We start from the raw sequence: 18,782 nt of genomic DNA on the forward strand, positions 1-18,782 counted from the left end.
GCGCTGTTGTAAGGTTGCTGTCATGGTTTTATAAGTGCGGTTAGTTATTTTATAATCAGGCTGGTTTGTTTTTGCCTGTGAATGTACTTTACAATGCTTTACAAAATTTAATCAAGTTTTATTACTTCAGTAAAGCTTATATGCGTTATTAGCTTTACTTATTTAAAGGTAAGAAGTAGGTAGATGTAGCCCAGCACCCTTGGGTTCTGTTACCCATGCACACCATTACATATATTACATATATATATAGGACTAATATTTGTTTGATTTCTGAAAAAGCTCGGTACAGATCGAAAAGCCAAATTCCTTATTCCCTACTCCCTACTCCCCATTCCCCGGCCACGTAGATAATTTCAAAAATCAAATAAGATTCCTATATATAGGAAAATTTCTTTACAAACTTTAAAAGCAAGGGCGATGTCTACGACGAGTTGCGCTTACTCTCTCCAGTTCTCTTAGAGAATTCATGCACACAGGACTTACGCGCTTATTCCAAAGAATTGTTACAAAAAAGCCTGGTGACTCGCGTAACCAAGCTCTTAGCTATCTCAATCAATCAAGGAAGGTAGAGTTGTCTGATCACAACCTATTAACTAATGGGTTGTTCCAAATTAACTTTAACAACTTTGTTTTTTTCTTGCTCCGTTTTAGGCAGTGTCAGATTCAAGATGCCGTCTTTATAATCTGCCGTAACGTTAGTATTTTGAATCCGAGCAGATAGAGGAATTACGCGTTGAAATTTTCCGTAATGAAACTCACTTCTGGTAACACCTTTTTCTTCAGTTTTAGTTTCAGACTTCCGCTCACCACTAACGTAAACAGCGTTTTCTGTGACTTGCACATCCAGGTCTTTAGCTTCTATTCCTGGTAGTTCTAGCTTCAGATGAATAGCATTTTCAGTTTCTTGTATTTCAGCAGCAGGAACTTTGCTCAAGCCCCCGTTTAAAAATACAGATGGTACTCTGGTGTCTTCAAATATATTATTGAGTTGACGTTGTAGAGTGTCAATTTCTCTCCAGGGATTCCAATGAACTAGTGTCATAACTCTTCCTCGCATCAATTAGCTTATATTTAATCAACTTTGCACTTCAATTGGTGCTTACATATTTATATTATGTAAAGTTAAATCTGCTGTAAGTTCGGTTATTAACACTAAGTAGTTGATGATTACCGACCCAAAATAGTACATGAAAAAAGTTACGGTTTACTCTAATTTATATGTTCGGTAAATCCGAATATACAAATAGATTGAATCATAGTTAACCAATAAATCTGCTATTGAAGGATATAGTACAGAAATGCAATGCCTGGGTTGGGCTAACCCTCTTTCCTCAAAAGACTCCCACTCCCCTACCTGCCCTACTTTCCTTGCTACCCCTACAACTGAGTAACAGCAATTGCATAAATTTTTAGATTGCCTCAGTTAAATATATATCTGTTCAAGTTTGTCTTGAACTTTGCTCTTGATTTATTTTTTTAGTTGTTGTACTCAATTAGCTCACCCAAATGGGTGAGTAATAAACCAACCGCTCAGGTGACCTGAGTGCAGGAAGTTGAGACTGATAAAAAATAAGACTCTATTACTCAATAACACTAATTGCACTTTACTCTAGCTAAGGATAACCCTATGAAATTCTCCACCTTGATTGATGCTATACTCATTGTTGGTTCAATTGCTTTATTACCTAGAATCGGTGGCGCTCAAATAACTACTAACAATAGTGGCCAACCTATAGCTATCAACTCTAATAATTTACTCACTCATTTTACGAACGTCAGCTACCTCAAACCCTTTGATGCTGCATTTCTAGCTTATCAAGGTAACTTGAAAGCACAAGGTATTCCTAGTGGTAGTGCTTTGGTTTCTCAATACCGAACAGGAAGCCTGACTGCACTAGATGTGGTTAAGGCTGCTGTCAACGCTAAAAAGTTACCAGCACAAGCTTTAAATGATACAGGTTACTTAAATGCCGTCGAGTCGCAGCTGACCTCATTAGGTAACACTAATAATTTATCTCACTAATACAGCATTGCAGAGGTTCATAAGGGATTTATAAAATGCTTTACTATCATCTCGTTGCTTTGATAAGAAAATACTTCACACACAAAGGAGGAAAAGCTGCTGTCTTCCCCTAATCGCCATCTTATTACCAAAAATTACTTTAACCCCTTCAACCTTGGAGGGGTTTTTAGTTGGTGCTACTCTTGCTCTAGCGTTGCTCCCTTTCCCCAACGCACCTTTTCATATTTGACGCGATCGCCCCTCGCCCCGCTTTGCACAGTGCGTTCAAGCCTAGCGTTTACTTTTGGAATGCTTGTATAGCAATACTTTTAGCTAGAATGGCTTTGCTGTCACGAACCATTAAATTGCCCTGTGCGTAGGCGTAGCTCGTTGAAAACATCGCTTCTACAGTCGCATACCATATCACACGGCTGAAAAAAATGGTCGGGTAATAAATTATTTACTGTTCTATCAAATTAACGTTGTTAAGTTACTCAGCAGGTGTAGTTTTCACCTCCAGGCTGTGTTAGATATTGTGACGCTAAACAGGAGTATAGATACGTTGCTAAAGCTTTCTCCAGAATCTCCTCTATTTATTGTATTAATTATTATTAGTTTTCTAGTAGTAACTTTGTCAACTTGGTTATCATCTAAACCATTCGTTTTAAAACCATTTGGGCTTAATGATATTATCCAGCTACTTACCTTACAATTATTTATTTCTTTGCTATTAGAGCGTTCTTTAGAAGTTTTTATAACTACTTGGCGCGGCCCATTCGTTGAACAATTAGATATTAGTATTCAGCAAAAAAAGGCTCTACTGTCGGAAAAGATAAGACTTCTGGAAGTACAACAGAACCAATTCTCTTCTTTAGAATCTAATCAAATCAGTGGACTCCCACCTGAAGGAATGAGTTTAGAGCAGCAAATCATCCAAAACTTTACACAAAACCAACAAGAACCGTTAAAAATATTCAAGCCACAAATTGATGATATAAATGAAAAAGAGCGCCAGAAAACAGCATATAAATCTGATACACGAATAATTGCTTTATGGACATCCCTTTTATTTGGTCTTTTAATGAGCGCAATAGGTATTCGTTCAATCGAGCCACTTGTAGTTATTGATTTAGATAATTCAATACAAGTAGTTATTTTCCGTTGTTTAGATGCATTGCTGACAGGAGGTTTAATTGCAGGAGGTAGTGAGGGAATTCATAAGCTGATAAAAGTTTTTATCGACTTTATGGAAGCTACTTCTAAACAAATCAAAAATCAGGGATTATCTTGATTAAACGAAGTGTTTTCTACAAAATATTACAAATATTATGAAAATTCCAGTAATCTCTATTCTAAATATATAGTGTCATCTGTCCATTGATAATCTTTAATATCTACAAAAAATTTGTTTAAATTGCTTAATAAATTTGCTTCTGCTAAAACTCTAACTCCTTCGTTTTCTAACTTATTTTTTTGTTGGTTCACATAATTTATCAAATTACCTTTAGAATCTAATATTCTATGTACTGGATAATCAGCAGCCGAGGCTTTTTTCAGGTATGTAGGAATAGCTCTTAGATAGCTATTATCTACCCCTATACCTTTGATTATCTGTTTATATGTAACTACTTTGCCAATTGGGATTTTGATGATAAAATTTAGGAATCGATTATATGGATTTTCAGATAATGCTGGAAATTTATTAGCTTGAACCTGAAAATTACTACCAACCTGGATTTTACCTGATTTAATAACTACGCCTAAAATTCCTCTTTTACCTTGGATGCTCTTTAATGATTCTACCAAGTGGGCTATTTGCTTACACGATTCGCAGTGAAAAGTGAGGCGAATTGCCGCACCACTTTCAAAGGTTAGCAGAGACCCAGGGATAAAATTATTAAATTCTATACCTGTAACCACAATATTTTCTCGTAATTCTCCTGGTTTAATTGATAAATCTAAAATATCTTCATACTTAACAATTAAAACTTGCCTTGGACTTATAGGGTCAGCATTAATATCACCTTCTATACCATGACCTACTTTTAAATTTAATGTTTTAAGCTCTACCATCGCAGAACCTGGTTTTGCCTTGGCGAAAAGATGTGTTATTGAGAGAGCCATATTTATTCGGCGGCGCGATCAATTTAAGGTTTAGCAGTTGAAGTCAGGTAAATCATAAGATTTACTAAGAATGAATAAACTTCCATCTCCTCCACGTCCAATTCTTAAGGTTTCATCTAAGTAAGTAATATCTAGTGTCGCAGTTCTGCTAGTAGGATTATTCGCTGGGACAACCTTAAATGGGTTGAGTTTAGGGGTATTAATGCCAACAATTTTCTCAATCGATAGGTAGCGTTTGTCAAAATAAACGTTGATACGCTTGTTCGCTAGAGGCTCTAAATCTTCTTTGGCTGGCTCAAAGCTAGCTGTCACTTTGACATATCCTGATACTAGCCCCAGAGAATGTTTCACTTTAGCTAGATTGAAAAACAATTTATTTGCAACATCAATCACTTGATAAACTTTATCTAGGTTTAATCCTAATGGGAGAGAAGTTAAAGTACGGATTTCTCTTGCAGTAGAGTATTGCAGTTGCCAAGCTCCTTCCAACAAATAAGTAGCGTAGAGAAGAGGATTGGGATTGGGATTGACACTCTCTAATTCTGTCGTCAATTGTTCTATTTCTTCGACTAAGGTTTTGTCTAGCTGCAAATCAGTAATGGGAGAGCCATCGCTATTGGTTTGAATCTTCTCAAGCGTGGCTTGTAATTTCTCCTTAATTAAAAGTTGATTGTTCAATGGTTGTGGATTTTCCTTTAGATATCCTATTCATTTAATTCAACTTTTAGGCGGGAATTGCATAAAAGTTGAATTATCTAGATGATATTAGTCAATGAGTTGTGGTGTAGGAATTTGCGTATCAATATCTGCTTGAGAGAAATTGGGAAGTAACCAGATGCTCTCACCCGCCTTGAATACTTTGGCAGGTTCAACATTCAATTCAATTGCACCAGTGACTGGATTGGTTCTTGCAATAGACTGTGTACCATCCACAAACTTAACGGCGATTGCTTGGGCTAGTTGTTGTGGTTGAGCGTTCGGACCTAGAACCACTTGAGAACCTGCGGGTAAGTAAATGCCATCGCAATCCCAATCATCATCTGTGATTGTTCCTGCGCCCAGGAAGTAGAGTTGGGTTGGAGATTTTTTTGGTTTATTGGCATAGACAGCCAACGTTTTTCCTGTTTCATTGCGGCACTGCGCCCGCTTTCTAGCTGTTTCTATGACATTTTTCTGAAGCTGCAATTGTGCCAGTCGCTTTTGGAATTGCTCAGGTGTATAGCCAGCTTGCTCAGGCGTATCTTTTACAGTTAGAAGTTGATTGAGCGCCTGAGTTACCTCAGCATAGTCAGCCCCCTTAGTAAAATCCTTGCCTGCCCAAGAGGGTTGAGCAATTAGCAGGTTTACCATCAACACGAGAACGACAAGAACAATTTTGAGAAAGTGCATATTTTTCTCCTTTTTTTGAAATTAGTATTCAGTGCTACTGAAACTTTAGCAGATTTCAAAACTTTGAAATATGTCCTTAATTCAAGCGTTAGATGATTAATACCAATTTTGAATTCTGGATTCAATGATCAAACCTTTAACTGAGTTACCGCGATATTGCCGGAAAAACATACATCCACATCGCTACCAGGAGTGCGATCGCGTTTACCATATTCGCCTACATAATAAAAATTATCGCCTTCAATTCGATAGTTGACAGGCAAAGGTCTGCTACAGGGTTGGCAAAAAACCATATTCGGATCTGGTTCTCCTGGTTGTAGATGGGGCAAGTTCACATTCCAAAAGCTTCCCGGTTCTAAGGGACGCTGGAGTAAGTCAGCTAAAACTTCAACTGTGAATTTGGCGGACATATCCCAATCAAAATTCTGCTTGGCTTTGCGATATTGAGAAATGGCAATTCCAGGAATACCGTGCATTGCGGCTTCGCGCACAGCAGCCACTGTGCCAGAAATGTAGGAATCTACTCCCAAGTTGCCCCCAGCGTTGATACCTGAAAGCACAAATTTGACATCTGCGTTAATTTGTGTTAATGCAATTCTCACACAATCGGCGGGAGTGCCTGCGATCGCATACTCAGTCTCAGAACGTCGCTGGAGGTTGATGGCACGAGTGGTGGTAACTTGATGTCCACAGCCAGACTGATGATCAGCAGGAGCAGCGATAATAGTATTTTTGCTGTTTACAGCTTTGAGCAACGCTCGGATACCAGGGGCATCAATGCCGTCGTCGTTAGTTAAAATTATGGTCATGTACATATTATATTGATATAAATTTAGCGAAAATATCCGAAAAATGCAGATATAAACGCATCTATGGGTACAGCAGCAAAAGCTACTTGCAGATATGAAAAAATATGCTTACTGCCAAAAATCTTGATTATACGATATCATTTCTAGATGGTTTGCAAATTCCGCCCTGAGTTTTTGGTTTAATCCCCAAAATGGGCGGAATTTCTTGTCAATTTAATTCTTGCAACCACCCTCAGAACAAGTTTGTGCAATCAAAAAACCCCGTAAAATACATATCTGCTGGCAGTAGCAGAAATTTAATACTGGAGAAAAGCGGGAACTAGGTGATTTTTGCAGTGGTTCTGTAGTATTTTTGGTGCAAGTCTGTCTTAGGGATCACACGATGAAACAGCTCCTCAAACAAGTATTTAACAGTCAAAAACACCTCATCCGGCTAATTCTCCCTTTGGTGACGGTTATTTTAGTAGCCTCGCTGTTTGCCGCACCTGCTTTTGCCACAGGTGTGAATCAAATACCCAACCTCACAACAGGGAATAACACCTGGGTTTTAGATCAAGGTGAAGTTATCAGCCGTCTGAATGAAGGTAAGATTAACAGCGCTTTCGAGGATTTGGCAAAGCAAACAGGTAAGGAAGTTAGAATTGTTACTGTTCGCCGCCTAGACTACGGGGAAACACCGGAAAGCTTCAGTAAAGAACTGTTTGAAAAATGGTTTCCTACAAAAGAAGCCCAAGCTAATGAAACCTTATTGGTTATTGATACGGTTACTAATGGTACTGCCATTATTACTGGGGATCAAGTCAAGCCAATGCTTACTGACTCTATTGCTGAGAGTGTAGCTACTGAAACAGTAAGCGTGCCGTTACGCAATGGTAACAAATACAATCAGGCATTTCTAGATGCAAGCGATCGCCTTGTGGCTGTCCTCTCTGGCAAAGCTGATCCAGGGCCACCCAAAATAACTGAGAATGTACAGGTAGAAGGAACTTTCAAGAAAGCAGGCGAAACTGACCAAGGTAACGCTACTGCTTGGGTAGTCGGATTGTTAATTGCCGCCACCGTTATCCCAATGGCGACTTACTATATCTATCAGATAAATCAGCCATCATCTAATGGGTAATAGCAGAGTTAGGAGTTAGGAGTTAGGAGTTATGAATTTTTAACTCTTAACTCCTCACTTTTAACTTTAATCTTGAACATACTCTTGCCCTGTAACTAAAGCTACCTCAGCCCTGACAAATTCTCGACCCAAATAAGCTGCATGATCTAATTGAGTTACAGGAGGGGGCTGAGTTTCTTCAAAAATGTTCACGCAAAGTTGTTTCGCCGTCCTCGCGCTAAAAAGCGTCGTATGAGTTCGTTCTATCTTTCCTCGCGCCGGAATTACCTTCCCCGTTTCGGGATCAACAGCTAAACCGCGATCGTCAATCACATTTGTAAAATGCTTGGCATAAATTAACCCGGCATCTCGATCCAAGTAAATAATGAAATATCCACCCGGATCAAGGTTAATATGACGCTGGGAAAGTTTATCATCAATTGCAGCTAAATTTTCAACCATCAAATCCATAAGCATTCTAAAAAGAAATTTCTTTCTTGAGGGTTTTTTGAGTCTATATCAAGTGTAATTCGTCGTTCACCCTCTGCCTTAGCAAACTTTTAAGAATCTCGGTTACTAAATGGCAACTCTGCATTAATCGCCTCAATCTGCTGCTGTTCGAGTTGATTCACTTCTTTTATATAGGGACGTAAAATTTGCCCTAAACGATTATTGTAAAAGCGGTGCAGACTGTGATTGGGCATAGCGGGGAAACCACGGCGTTTTTTGTGGCGTCCACCCGCGCCAGGATCAAAAAGTTGGATATTGTTAGCGATCGCCCACTCAATCGGCGCATAATAGCAAGCATCAAAATGTAAGCAATCTATTTCTTGAAAACTTCCCCAATAGCGTCCATAGAGTTTGTCATCTTTAAATAAACAAAAAGACATCCCTAAAGGATGAGAGTTATCTTGCTCGCTATACGCAGCGATAAACAAGACTCGATGGCGATAATCGGCGTGTAGCTGCTCAAAAAACCTCCGTGTGAGATACTTGCTACCCCACCAGCCAAACTTATCACAGGTGTCAGCATAGAACTGGTACATCAAGGGAAACAAAGACTGAGGAATTTGATCACCACTCAGAGGTTGTAATCGTAAACCGGCTTTTTCCACAGCTTTGCGTTCCCGCTTGATGTTGCGGCGTTGATTGGCGTTGAAAACCTTCAAGTAGTCATCAAAAGTTTTAAACCCAGCGTTTTCCCACACGTAGCTGTGGTGTAGCCAAGTTGTAAAACCATGCCGTTCCAGCATCGGACGCCATTGGGGATCGACATAGAGAAAATGACACCCAGAAATTCGATTTTTGGCACAAAAAGTGTCAATTTCATGCACCATGAGTGCGGTAATTTCGTCCTCATCTTCTCCTGGGGCAATTAAGAACCGATAGCCTTCTGCTGGGGTAAATGGTGTCATTCCCAGTAATTTTGGGTAATATTGAACTCCGATGCGATCGGCTAACTCTGCCCATTGGTGATCGAAAACAAATTCACCAGAACTATGTCCTTTAAGATAAAGTGGCGCAGCAGCAATCAGCGTTCTATCTCGCCACAATGTTAAGTGATTAGGCAACCAACCAGTTTTAGCCGTAGCACTATGGGAGGTTTCAATATTGTTTAGCCACTCCCATTCTAAAAACGGTGTTTTGAGTGGCATTGCCAAAGCATTCCAGGCATTTTGGGGTACTTCAGCAATTTTGTTCGTCCAAACGACAGAATAGCGAGGCTTAAGTTGTTCCACCATTGTCTGGGTTTTTTTAGGGGAGTAGGGAGTGGGGGAAAGGGGCAGGGGGGGTAGGGGAAGAAGACTATCGATTGATTCTTAAGCAATGCCCAATGTCCAATTCCAATAACTTTACTTAGCGTAATCTAATCTGCTGATCGTTGCAGGCGATAGTGCAAAAACACTTCTTGCTCAACTGTATGAACTTCTAGAAGTTGCAGCTTGGGAGCTAAATCGGGTAAAAATCCTTTCCCATCTACAGGAGTGGGTGCGGTATTACCACCTAAAATCAACGGACAGACAGTCAGCCATAATTCATCAATTAAATCTAATCCCAGCAAGGAAGCGACTAATTCACCTCCACCCAAGATCGCCAAGCGTGTTATATGTAAAGTGGCTAGATACTTTAAAGCTGCGGAAATATCTATTTCTCGCGTCGGTGTTTCAAAAACCAGAATTTGCTCAAATTGTGGGGGACATTCCTGCGCTCTACTTCCCACAGTTGAGGCAAGCGTCTGTAAGCGTCCTTTCCATGAAACTGCTCCTGTTGTTGTTGTGAGTAGCCAGCGTCTAACTGGTTGCTTAAAAAATTTAATTTCCGGATTGAGGTTTGCAGAGTGTGTAGTCACTATATAAACTGGCTGCGGAGGCTTCCCTTCTTGCGCTCGAAGTTGCACTAGAGTTGGATCTGATATAGTAAGTGTTGTTCCGTAAGCCCGGAGAGTGCCAGCACCGAATAAAACCGCATCACAGGCAGCGATTTGTTTTTCTAAGTGTGCTTTATCAATCCTTGAGCCAAAGCGAGCAGGCGATCGCCTAAAATCTCCTATTTTACCATCTGCACTCATTGCTAAAACAACTGTAGTGTGAGGACGATGTTGCAACATTAAATTGATTTGATAATTTGAATATTTTCTTTGCTAGTGTGTAGATTTCCAAAAAAAATCCATGCCTGCAACCTACTCTTTTACAACTTCACTATTGTATTTATATGCAACACAAACCACTTCTCAATCTAGCATATCTTAATTTTGGTATAACACGTTTCTTTTTGAATCATAGCAATTTGTTAATTTTAAACATTGGAAATAAAATTCTGATTATTTAATAAAATGTCTCATCTAGCTCATCTAATTACATATCTTTGCTGTTGTGGTTTGCAGATGCAAAGTGAGACACTCGATGACTAATCACCGCCAATCATCTTTTCGTCGCATTTTAGTAACGAGAATACTGCTTCTGTTCGTTCCAGTTTTACTTATAGGCGAGATTGTTGCCTTGAATAAGGCACGCTCTAGTATATTGGGAACTGCACGTCAAAATTTAACAGAAAGTGCTATCAGTAAAGGGGAGAGAATTGGAGATGCGATCGCTATCTTAAGAGCTACTTTGCTTAGTGTAAGTAAAACAACGGTGATTCCGTCAGGTTCGCCTATACAAGAGCAAGAAATTCTCACGCAGTTAAAGCAACAACTTCCAGCCAGTATTGAATGCATCCAATTAACGAATCTGTTAAGCCAGAAAATAGTTGCTAGTAGCTGTGGAGATCAACCAATAAAAGAGTTAACATTACCTTTACCTAGCGACGGAATTGATGTCAAAGCAATCTTTCCGCCAAAGGCAGGAATAACTGGAAAAAGAAACACACAAAATCAATTGCAAGTAGTGTTATCTGCACCAGTCTCCGATAGCCGAAAAAATTTGGTTTACAGCTTAAGTATTCAGTCTGCATTGTACCAACAAACTAGAAATCCGCCCGGATCGCTTACAGGCGCTATGGTAGTGATTGCTGAAGATGGCACAATTTTGGCACACCCATTCACAGACTGGGTGGGAACTAATATTAATCAGCACCCAAATGCTTCTCAACTCAAGAGCATAATTAAAAATGCAATTGCGGGGCAAAACAATTCGATAAATTTCTCTTTTACACAGGGTAACGAATTAATAGCTGGTTATACGGCTATTGCAAATCCACTTACCCAACAGCAGCAGCAAAAATGGATAATCTTAGCTGTTACTAGTGTCGATAATGCGCTTTTTGGTTTAGAGGAAATTAAACTAATTCTCATCGTTCTGACAGTTGGTTTGATTGGTGCAAGTTTGTTAGCATCCCTATATCTAGCTCCTTACTTGGCACGTCCTGTAGAAGAATTGCGAGACTACGCTTTAAATATTCATTCTCACCACGCCGCACAACCAGTTCCGCACAATTTTCAAATCCGGGAATTTAATCAACTGGCCCAAGCATTAGACCAAATGGTAGAACGGCTCAAAGCTGGCTCAGAAGAACTAGAAATAGCTTGGAAAGAAGCAAAAAGCGCTAACCAGATTAAAAGCCAGTTTTTGGCTACGACTTCCCATGAATTGAGAAACCCATTACATACTATTATTAACTGCATTCGCCTGGTTGAAGATGGTTTATGTGATAGCCGCGAAGAAGAAATGGAGTTTCTCAAACGTGCTGATGAAACAACGCTTCATTTGCTAAATATTATTAATGATTTACTCGACATTTCTAAAATCGAAGCAGGTAAGCTTTCTGTAGTCACCACACCTCTTGACCTCCGGGAAATATTGTTAGAGGTGATTAATTTACAATCAGTTAATGTTCAACAAAAGGGCTTGCAATTGAAATGCGAGTTAGATCCTCAAGCAATACCAATTAAGGCAGACGCAGCAAAACTGAAGCAAGTACTGATTAATGTTATCGGCAACGCCACTAAGTTCACCGACACAGGAAGCATCACCATTGCTACAGAAATTCAACATAGTAATGGTAAATCTCAGGTGGTAGTTGCTGTCAAAGATACAGGTATAGGAATTGATCCTACTCAACAGCACAAACTATTTCGCCCCTTTGTGATGGTGAATGGCACAACCAGCCGCCAGTTTGAAGGGACTGGACTGGGACTAGCAATTTCACGAAACTTAATCGAACTTATGGGAGGCAGCATTACTCTTGAAAGTACGGGACTTCATCAAGGTACGACACTGAAGATTACCTTACCTTTGATTGATAGCTCGCTGTTACCTGTTACTAAGAAAGAAGAAAATGTAGGGGATCTTGGATTTTCCTCTGTGAATGATGCGGCAAAAGCAAGCCACTACCCTAGCCTACAGGAGTCTGGGAGAAATCCCTCTTTGGGGAGCAATAAATCTGTAAAAGCAAGTGGAAACAAACAGAAGTCCTCAAAGTTCCAGGTATTAGTTAGAAACGAGACTTACGAGATTAGTCTTTCGCCCCAGCAAACTCTCTTAGTAAGTCTTCCAAAAGGGGGGGTTTGTGCGGACATTCTTTTAAAGAGGTAATTTTGTCAACTACTTCAGCGATCGCTTCATCATATTTTTGCGCCACGAGAGAGAATTTATCACGCTCGAGCTGCTTGAATGCAGCGTGAACAATGGTCGAGTCATCTGTCATTTGTTACTTTTTGCTCCTTGACTATCATTCAGAAAAACAGGTTGGCCGCCTTGCTCAAGAGATACTGTTAAAGCAGCAAGAATTTCTACTAACTGTGTGCCTACCCAGCCAGACGAAACCTCAGAGGGAGTATTGTTGAGAACAGAGACAACAAAGCAGGAGCAAACTTGCCCCAATGGTTCCCCTGGCTCTAATTCCAGCACCACCTGCTTTTGATTTACTGGAATAAATTGATTCCCCTGCTGTTCAAACTCACCATGTAGTAGGGTGAGAGGTGATGATTGCGACATTTCATCAAAAATCAAACTACCAAGGCTACCCACAATCCCCAGCCGTCGCTGCTTATCGGGATTTAGCCAGCACAAGTGAATATAAGCTTGAAAGTTATCTGGGTATGTCAGTGTTAGCCATACTAGGTCAGCCAAACCTTGAGATGGGGAGTGGGTCATTTGCCTACTCCCTACTCCCCACTCCCTACTCCCCTCCCCCTGTAGCCACACCGTACCCGTTGCTTGTACTTTCACAGGGGTCTGACCTAGCCAAGCGTTAAAGATAGCAATATCGTGAATAGCTAAGTCCCACAGTGCATCAACATCTTGCCGAACAGGCCCCAAATGGGTGCGCGTCGCGTAGCCATAGCATAAATCGCCTAATTTACCCGCTTGTACTACAGTTTTTCCTTGCTTAACTGCTGGGTGAAATAAATAAGTGTGATCAACCATAAGTATTAAATGATGCTGCTCTGCTAAGTAGCAAAGTTCTCGACATTCTCTTGGGTCGAGAGTTAGGGGCTTTTCAGCTAAAACATGATATCCCTGTTGGAGAGCATCTTTAATTAAAGCATAGTGGGTGGTAGCTGGAGTTGCGATCGCCACCCCTGTCAACCCTGGAACTTTCTTTAAATCCTCCCACTGGGTTGTTAAGACTACATTCTCATCTAAATTAAACTGCTGTTTTATCGCCGCTAATCGTTCTGGATGGGGGTCTACTACAGCAACTACATCTACTTGGGGATGTGCTAAGAAATTCCGCAGCAAATGCACTCCCCAACGCCCAACTCCGATGACAGCAATTTTAATTTGGTTTGTCATTAGTCATTAGTCATTAGTCATTAGTCGTTAGTCATTAGTCATTAGTATGCAAGGGACTAGGGACAAATGACCACTGACAACCAAATGAGTTATCAGTTTATCAGCACTATTTTCGATTTAGGGTATTTCCGGTTGAGGAATTGCTAAAAAGGCTACTTTAGCTGCGGCTTGTTCAGCAGTTTTGATCGAGCGCCCTTTACCAACTCCTAGCTTGTTCCCGTGCAACCACACTTCAGCCACGAAACGTTCTTGATTCCGGTGCGGTTGAGTGACTTCTACAACCCGATACTCTGGTAAAACTTTGAATTGCGCCTGAGTCCATTCTTGGAGAGCAGCTTTGTAATTAAGTCTGGCAGGATCAAGGCGAATTTCTGTTGTTAGTTCTTGGAAGTGGGGGTCTAGCCAAGAGCGGATCAGTTCCAGATTTTGAGTACTTAAGTAAAGCGCACCCAGAACTGCTTCAAAGGCATCTGCCAGTCGTGACTCTTGACCAACTTTATCGGCGGTAGCACTACCAGCGACTAGTAAGTATAACTCTAAACCATAAACTCTGGCCAATTGGGCGAGGATGCGATCGCTCACCAACACCGAACGAATTGCCGCAAAATCCCCTACTGGACAATCAGGATAATTTTCCCATAACACAACAGCCGATACCAACCGCACCACTGCATCACCAACAAACTCTAGCTGTTCATAATTTGCCGAATCAGAGACAGTGGGATGAGTTAGCGCTAAATCTAGCAATTCCCACTTTATAGGTGCTTCTAGCGACAAACCTAATTTTTGGACTAAACTTTCGAGTTGCCGTTGACGGCGTGGATAGGCAAGGGGCATTGGGGGCAGGGGAGGCAGGGGGCAGGGGGGCAGGGGGCAGGGGGCAGGCGATACTAGGTTTTTTCTTGTATTAGTTTATTAATTAGTTCTTGTTGTTGTTTTAATTGTTCGCGCAGTAATTCTATTTCAGATTTATCACTACTATCGTATTGTGGTTTTATCTGTTTATCTGCTTCCCAGTAATGTTTCTCGTTGACTTCGGGGTGATGACCAATCCAAGACGATACTACTTTAGCATCAATATGATAGATATTTTGTTGAATGCAACTGAAGGTATGTCGGGTGTGATGGATAGATAAATATTTAGATAATCTTTTTTCTTGCACAAGCCTCTTAACTATTCCGTGTTTTTTATTGTGTGAATCATCTGCCCAAGCCTCCCATACTTTATTTCTACGAAAAGGTTTAACTTTATCGTTAAGAAAAACTAAATCAAGCTTGTGCTCTATCGGAACTATTGTTTTCATCAATCTCCACAAAGACTCATCTTTTGGCATTGGAAACACCCGATATTGTTTTCTTTGTGGTAATTTTTTAGTACCTTTTAGTGGGGCAAAACATTGAGCATGGTCGATCCATTGCCGACAAATAATAATACATTCTCTTTCCCATTTAATATCGCTCCATTTAACTGCTATAGCTTCAGAAATTCTTGTTCCAGTAAGAAACATAAACTTGATTAAATTGGCTGTTGTACCAGGAAGTTGATTATAAAACTCAGTTATAATCAAATTCATTTCATCTAATGAATAAGCTAATTCGATGTTATTCACATCTTCATCAGATACTGTGTGGTCATTACTGAGAGTGTTAGAACGACGTTCCGCATTAAAATCACTACACATACCTTCAAATAAATTAGAATCACGTAATCCTCTTTTGATAGCTTCGTTATTTGATTTTTCTAAATTACGCAATACTTCCAATGCTACGGCGAATGTTTTATTTTCTATTAAAAATTTACGTATCGCAAGTGGATTTTCGCCTACTTTATTTATTGTTTCTAGTAAAGTATTGCGCCAATGTTTCTTCAATTTATTTAATGTATTTAGTGAACGTTTATTTTCTAAATTTTCAACATATAAATCCCATATCTCCAACAATGTTTTATTTTGAACAGGAGCAGTTGTAATAAACGTAACCTTCTGCTTTGTATTTTTAATTCCGTATCTTTCTAAAGAATTATCAAATTCTCCTGACAAATAGTCATTATGCATTAACCAACACTTTGATTCTAGTGCTGCGTAATTCCCAGATGAATCAATTAAACCAGCACTAACTCGATGTGTAGTACCTTCTGGTTTGTTAAATAATGTTGCAAGCTTGGTTGAAAAAGCCAACCTTAGATTACCAGCTTTAAGTTTTTCGATGCGTACAGTTGACTCATAACCTTGTCTTGCTGATGAAACCATATCTCCACTTCGTACAAAAAACGTACAAAAAAGAAAAGAATGCGTGTCTGAAACGACGCATTCTCATTGTATCAGAGAGCAGGGCATAAGCCGGGTTCTGTTCTCTTGCGAGGGCAGTTATCTATCTGGGACGCTTGTTACCAAACGCCTCTAGCGGCTCTCATTGAGCGGAACTGGTAAAAGACCAACCGTAGTTCCTATCGCCTTGCTCCCAACCGGGGTTTACCGAGCCAGTACCTCTCGATACTGCTGGTGCGCTCTTACCGCACCTTTGCACCCTTACCAAATTTAGTTAAGAGTTATGAGTGATGAGTTAAAAGTTAATAATTCCTAACTCCTAACTTCTAACTCCTAACTGTTTTGGCGGTATCTTTCTGTGGCACTATCCTCACGATCGCTCGCACTGGACGTTATCCAGCAAGTTTGGTCTTTCGGGAGTCCGGACTTTCCTCAAACCAGTAACTATGACTGATCTGCAACCGCCTGCGCCTACTCTCTCCTTAGATCCAGTGTAATCTTTGGTTGACGTAGTATGTTGACATGGCATTACTTTTTTTTATTCCAAGGTAAAGCGTAAGTCCAAGGTAGTTTCCTGACTGTGAAAGGACAATTGATAATGCTAATGGGAGGAAAATCACGACCTGGAGCTAGACCTAAACGCACCTCAGATATCCGTAGCACCAGTTGCAGGGAAAAGTCCAACTCCTTTCTTCTGTTCATAAAATCGTTGTACAATTTTTTTTGCAGCCCGTTGATATTAATTAGTGGTTTTTTTGCTGAATAGGTTCCAGCTACTTGATCGCGTTGTAAAACATCTTCTGCGGTCACCGTTTCCGAAAGTGTTTTCTTGGGGGCAATCAGGCTAGGACTTTGGGGCACAGCTAAGTCGCGAGTTAAGTCTGGTGATTTCCGAATCACGCGGCGCGATTGTTTGCTATGTTCAACTACTAAAGAACTGTTGTCCCAGTCAACGTATACAGCAATATTTTCAGATTTATTTTCAATGCTAATCGATAAATCTTTCAAATCATCAATTGGGTATGAGGATTTGAGTTTAAAGGAAATCCCAATTTTATCGTCGAGATTGTTTTCTTTGAGTTGCTCATCAACGATTCCTTTTTTAAACTCAAATTTAACTTGGTCATCGATGGATTCAACCATGCGGTTAAAAACGTATGAAACACCGATAATATAAATCGTTAAAACTACTAAATTCTGGTCGCTACTCCTCATAACTTAGAATATTTACTCCCAATGCTAATGAATGTATATCTGACTCATTGTCCATCCACAATTTTTAATTACGATTAATTGTTACAGAATTTTGCAGCCAGCCTCGTCGCCAAAAAAATAATAGCAATCCAACTGCGATCGCTAACATCACTGCCAAGCAAAGTGGATAGCCCCAATACCAATTCAACTCAGGCATATTATATGGCGATTTTTCAGTATTGAAATTCATACCATATATTCCGGCAACAAAAGTCAGTGGAATAAAAATTGTTGAAACTATTGTTAGTACCTTCATGATTTCATTCATTTTATTACTCACCGCCGAAAGATACACATCCATTAATCCAGATGCTAGTTCTCGGTAAGTTTCCACCATGTCCATCACTTGCACCGTATGGTCATAACAATCTCGCAGGTAAATTCTTACTTCTTCACTAATTAAATCGGGATCATCACGAATTAAAGAATTAATTGCATCTCGCTGGGGCCAGATAGCACGACGTAGTTGCAGTAATTCTCGCCTAATTTGATAAATATTTTGTAATGTTTGAGGAGTAGGTTTAATTATTACTTCCTCTTCTAACTCTTCGATTCGCTCCCCATAAAGCTCCAGTACTGGGAAAAAGCCATCAATAATTGCATCTAACACGGCATAAGCTAAATAATCGGCTCCCTGTTTGCGAATGATCCCTTTGTTTTTTTCAATTCGCGATCGCACCGCTTCAAAGCAATCATGTTCTGGTTCTTCTTGTACTGTCAGCAAATAACTTTTACCTAATATTAAACTCACTTGCTCACTGTGAAAACCACATGTTCTCTTTTTTGGTACTACCATGCGGGCAATGAATAGCAATTGGTCTTCATAATCCTCTGTTTTAGGGCGTTCTGGTACATTTACTACATCTTCTAAAACTAGAGGATGTAACTCAAAAACGTTACCTAATCGTTGTAATATATCTTGACTGCCTAAACCTTGCACATCTACCCAAGAAATAGATTCGCTATCAAGATATGGAATACATTCTTCTGGAGTTGCTATTTGCTCACGGATGAAATTGGTTTCGTTATAGTCAATCAGGAAAATTATTGGTGGTGGAGCGTCTGCATCAATAAAAATGGTTCCAGGTATAGTACCTGGTTGGTGATAGAACTCATCTTCATATAACTTAGCGACGATTTTGGGAAGGCGACTCAGTTTTCGTGCCATACAATATTACCTAATAGTTATTAGTCATTTGTCATTAGTCATTAGTAAAAATAATTGACTAGTGGCTAATAATCGGTTAAATGTAATTTTACAAAAACTAATACAAATACGGCAATTTCTAGATTAAGTAATTATTTAGGTTACTAACTTGGTCATCAGCATTTTGTTGGTAGTGAGTTGTATTTAGAACTAACCACTGAAAAAAAAGTTTCATAATTACAGCTATTTTTAGTTATAAGGGCACAGCAATGCTGTGCCCCTACGATAGGTGTGGTTTTAATAGATGAAAACTGCTGTAAGTTTATTTCGTTCAGTGAGTTACCAGCAATACAGATAACATATTGCTTCTGAATCAGCAATGGTAAGTATAAAAAAACAGTTTGCCTTGGTAAGACAAACTGCTGAAAAAATATTTATCTGGGTCAAAAGAGGCA

The 18,782-nt window shown here is 39.8% G+C and carries 17 protein-coding genes and 1 other RNA gene; 4 read left to right on the forward strand and 14 right to left on the reverse strand.

All coding sequences use genetic code 11. The annotated features are described in order from the left end of the window. Window positions 1–589: 589 nt before the first annotated feature. Window positions 590–1,042 carry an Hsp20/alpha crystallin family protein gene (locus LC608_RS09200; RefSeq protein WP_229553253.1) on the reverse strand — a complete coding sequence of 151 codons (453 nt, stop codon included), beginning with the start codon at window positions 1,040–1,042 and terminating at the stop codon, window positions 590–592. 585 nt (window positions 1,043–1,627) lie between these two features. Here LC608_RS09200 and LC608_RS09205 point away from each other — a divergent pair. Together LC608_RS09205 and LC608_RS09210 are read left to right on the forward strand one after the other, a co-directional pair. Beyond that, window positions 1,628–2,023, forward strand: a complete 396-nt coding sequence (locus tag LC608_RS09205; RefSeq protein WP_229553254.1) for a hypothetical protein — start codon at window positions 1,628–1,630, stop codon at window positions 2,021–2,023. A 541-nt stretch (window positions 2,024–2,564) separates the two neighbouring features. Next, a complete protein-coding gene (locus LC608_RS09210) occupies window positions 2,565–3,293 on the forward strand; it encodes a hypothetical protein (protein WP_229553255.1) in 729 nt (242 codons plus the stop codon). Window positions 3,294–3,349: 56 nt separating this feature from the next. On the opposite strand, the gene LC608_RS09215 is transcribed toward LC608_RS09210, so the two are convergent. The 4 genes from LC608_RS09215 to surE all read right to left on the reverse strand — a co-directional run bounded on the left by LC608_RS09215 (window position 3,350) and on the right by surE (window position 6,324). Further along, complete coding sequence (locus tag LC608_RS09215) at window positions 3,350–4,126, reverse strand: MGMT family protein (protein ID WP_229553256.1); 777 nt, start codon at window positions 4,124–4,126, stop codon at window positions 3,350–3,352. A 30-nt stretch (window positions 4,127–4,156) separates the two neighbouring features. Next, on the reverse strand, window positions 4,157–4,804 hold the full coding sequence (locus LC608_RS09220) for a PAP/fibrillin family protein (protein WP_229553257.1): 648 nt from the start codon (window positions 4,802–4,804) through the stop codon (window positions 4,157–4,159). A gap of 87 nt (window positions 4,805–4,891) precedes the next feature. After that, window positions 4,892–5,515, reverse strand: a complete 624-nt coding sequence (locus LC608_RS09225; RefSeq protein WP_229553258.1) for a hypothetical protein — start codon at window positions 5,513–5,515, stop codon at window positions 4,892–4,894. A 128-nt stretch (window positions 5,516–5,643) separates the two neighbouring features. Further along, window positions 5,644–6,324, reverse strand: a complete 681-nt coding sequence (gene surE / locus LC608_RS09230; RefSeq protein ID WP_229553259.1) for a 5'/3'-nucleotidase SurE — start codon at window positions 6,322–6,324, stop codon at window positions 5,644–5,646. Window positions 6,325–6,706: 382 nt separating this feature from the next. On the opposite strand from surE, the gene psb32 reads away from it, so the two are divergent. Continuing rightward, window positions 6,707–7,444: a photosystem II repair protein Psb32 gene (psb32, locus tag LC608_RS09235; protein ID WP_229553260.1), complete on the forward strand. Its 738-nt coding sequence runs from the start codon at window positions 6,707–6,709 to the stop codon at window positions 7,442–7,444. Between the two features lie 66 nt (window positions 7,445–7,510). Here psb32 and LC608_RS09240 read toward each other — a convergent pair whose 3' ends face one another. From LC608_RS09240 to LC608_RS09250, 3 genes are all read right to left on the reverse strand, one after another. Beyond that, entirely contained in the window at window positions 7,511–7,894 is a 384-nt protein-coding gene (locus LC608_RS09240) for a DUF4346 domain-containing protein (RefSeq protein ID WP_229553261.1), read from the reverse strand. An 89-nt stretch (window positions 7,895–7,983) separates the two neighbouring features. Next, window positions 7,984–9,165: a GNAT family N-acetyltransferase gene (locus tag LC608_RS09245; RefSeq protein ID WP_229553262.1), complete on the reverse strand. Its 1,182-nt coding sequence runs from the start codon at window positions 9,163–9,165 to the stop codon at window positions 7,984–7,986. A gap of 125 nt (window positions 9,166–9,290) precedes the next feature. After that, window positions 9,291–10,031, reverse strand: a complete 741-nt coding sequence (locus LC608_RS09250; protein ID WP_229553263.1) for a RibD family protein — start codon at window positions 10,029–10,031, stop codon at window positions 9,291–9,293. Between the two features lie 295 nt (window positions 10,032–10,326). Between LC608_RS09250 and LC608_RS09255 the strand changes: the two genes are divergently transcribed. Continuing rightward, window positions 10,327–12,456 (forward strand): ATP-binding protein, encoded by a 2,130-nt coding sequence (locus LC608_RS09255; protein WP_229553264.1) that lies wholly within the window; start codon window positions 10,327–10,329, stop codon window positions 12,454–12,456. A gap of 108 nt (window positions 12,457–12,564) precedes the next feature. Here LC608_RS09255 and LC608_RS09260 read toward each other — a convergent pair whose 3' ends face one another. The 6 genes from LC608_RS09260 to corA form a co-directional block, all read right to left on the reverse strand. Next, complete coding sequence (locus LC608_RS09260; protein ID WP_229553265.1) at window positions 12,565–13,659, reverse strand: Gfo/Idh/MocA family protein; 1,095 nt, start codon at window positions 13,657–13,659, stop codon at window positions 12,565–12,567. 117 nt (window positions 13,660–13,776) lie between these two features. After that, on the reverse strand, window positions 13,777–14,496 hold the full coding sequence (gene rnc / locus LC608_RS09265; RefSeq protein ID WP_229553266.1) for a ribonuclease III: 720 nt from the start codon (window positions 14,494–14,496) through the stop codon (window positions 13,777–13,779). A 53-nt stretch (window positions 14,497–14,549) separates the two neighbouring features. Next, on the reverse strand, window positions 14,550–15,908 hold the full coding sequence (locus LC608_RS09270; protein WP_229553267.1) for a tyrosine-type recombinase/integrase: 1,359 nt from the start codon (window positions 15,906–15,908) through the stop codon (window positions 14,550–14,552). Between the two features lie 71 nt (window positions 15,909–15,979). Then, an RNA gene (rnpB, locus tag LC608_RS09275) (RNase P RNA component class A) lies at window positions 15,980–16,404 on the reverse strand. Window positions 16,405–16,454: 50 nt separating this feature from the next. Next, window positions 16,455–17,141, reverse strand: a complete 687-nt coding sequence (locus LC608_RS09280; RefSeq protein ID WP_229553268.1) for a hypothetical protein — start codon at window positions 17,139–17,141, stop codon at window positions 16,455–16,457. Window positions 17,142–17,205: 64 nt separating this feature from the next. Then, on the reverse strand, window positions 17,206–18,348 hold the full coding sequence (gene corA / locus LC608_RS09285; RefSeq protein ID WP_229553269.1) for a magnesium/cobalt transporter CorA: 1,143 nt from the start codon (window positions 18,346–18,348) through the stop codon (window positions 17,206–17,208). Window positions 18,349–18,782 lie beyond the last annotated feature (434 nt).

The organism is Nostoc sp. XA010 (assembly GCF_020829625.1).
Classification (GTDB): domain Bacteria; phylum Cyanobacteriota; class Cyanobacteriia; order Cyanobacteriales; family Nostocaceae; genus Nostoc.

Bases quoted from the DNA above. Each gene is read 5' to 3' on its own strand.
- LC608_RS09260 (WP_229553265.1), bottom strand. From the start codon at position 13,659: ATGACAAACCAAATTAAAATTGCTGTCATCGGAGTTGGGCGTTGGGGA.
- rnc (WP_229553266.1), bottom strand. From the start codon at position 14,496: ATGCCCCTTGCCTATCCACGCCGTCAACGGCAACTCGAAAGTTTAGTC.
- LC608_RS09240 (WP_229553261.1), bottom strand. From the start codon at position 7,894: ATGGATTTGATGGTTGAAAATTTAGCTGCAATTGATGATAAACTTTCC.
- LC608_RS09280 (WP_229553268.1), bottom strand. From the start codon at position 17,141: ATGAGGAGTAGCGACCAGAATTTAGTAGTTTTAACGATTTATATTATC.
- corA (WP_229553269.1), bottom strand. From the start codon at position 18,348: ATGGCACGAAAACTGAGTCGCCTTCCCAAAATCGTCGCTAAGTTATAT.
- surE (WP_229553259.1), bottom strand. From the start codon at position 6,324: ATGACCATAATTTTAACTAACGACGACGGCATTGATGCCCCTGGTATC.
- LC608_RS09250 (WP_229553263.1), bottom strand. From the start codon at position 10,031: ATGTTGCAACATCGTCCTCACACTACAGTTGTTTTAGCAATGAGTGCA.
- LC608_RS09215 (WP_229553256.1), bottom strand. From the start codon at position 4,126: ATGGCTCTCTCAATAACACATCTTTTCGCCAAGGCAAAACCAGGTTCT.
- psb32 (WP_229553260.1), top strand. From the start codon at position 6,707: ATGAAACAGCTCCTCAAACAAGTATTTAACAGTCAAAAACACCTCATC.
- LC608_RS09245 (WP_229553262.1), bottom strand. From the start codon at position 9,165: ATGGTGGAACAACTTAAGCCTCGCTATTCTGTCGTTTGGACGAACAAA.
- LC608_RS09255 (WP_229553264.1), top strand. From the start codon at position 10,327: ATGACTAATCACCGCCAATCATCTTTTCGTCGCATTTTAGTAACGAGA.
- LC608_RS09270 (WP_229553267.1), bottom strand. From the start codon at position 15,908: ATGGTTTCATCAGCAAGACAAGGTTATGAGTCAACTGTACGCATCGAA.
- LC608_RS09225 (WP_229553258.1), bottom strand. From the start codon at position 5,515: ATGCACTTTCTCAAAATTGTTCTTGTCGTTCTCGTGTTGATGGTAAAC.
- LC608_RS09200 (WP_229553253.1), bottom strand. From the start codon at position 1,042: ATGACACTAGTTCATTGGAATCCCTGGAGAGAAATTGACACTCTACAA.
- LC608_RS09205 (WP_229553254.1), top strand. From the start codon at position 1,628: ATGAAATTCTCCACCTTGATTGATGCTATACTCATTGTTGGTTCAATT.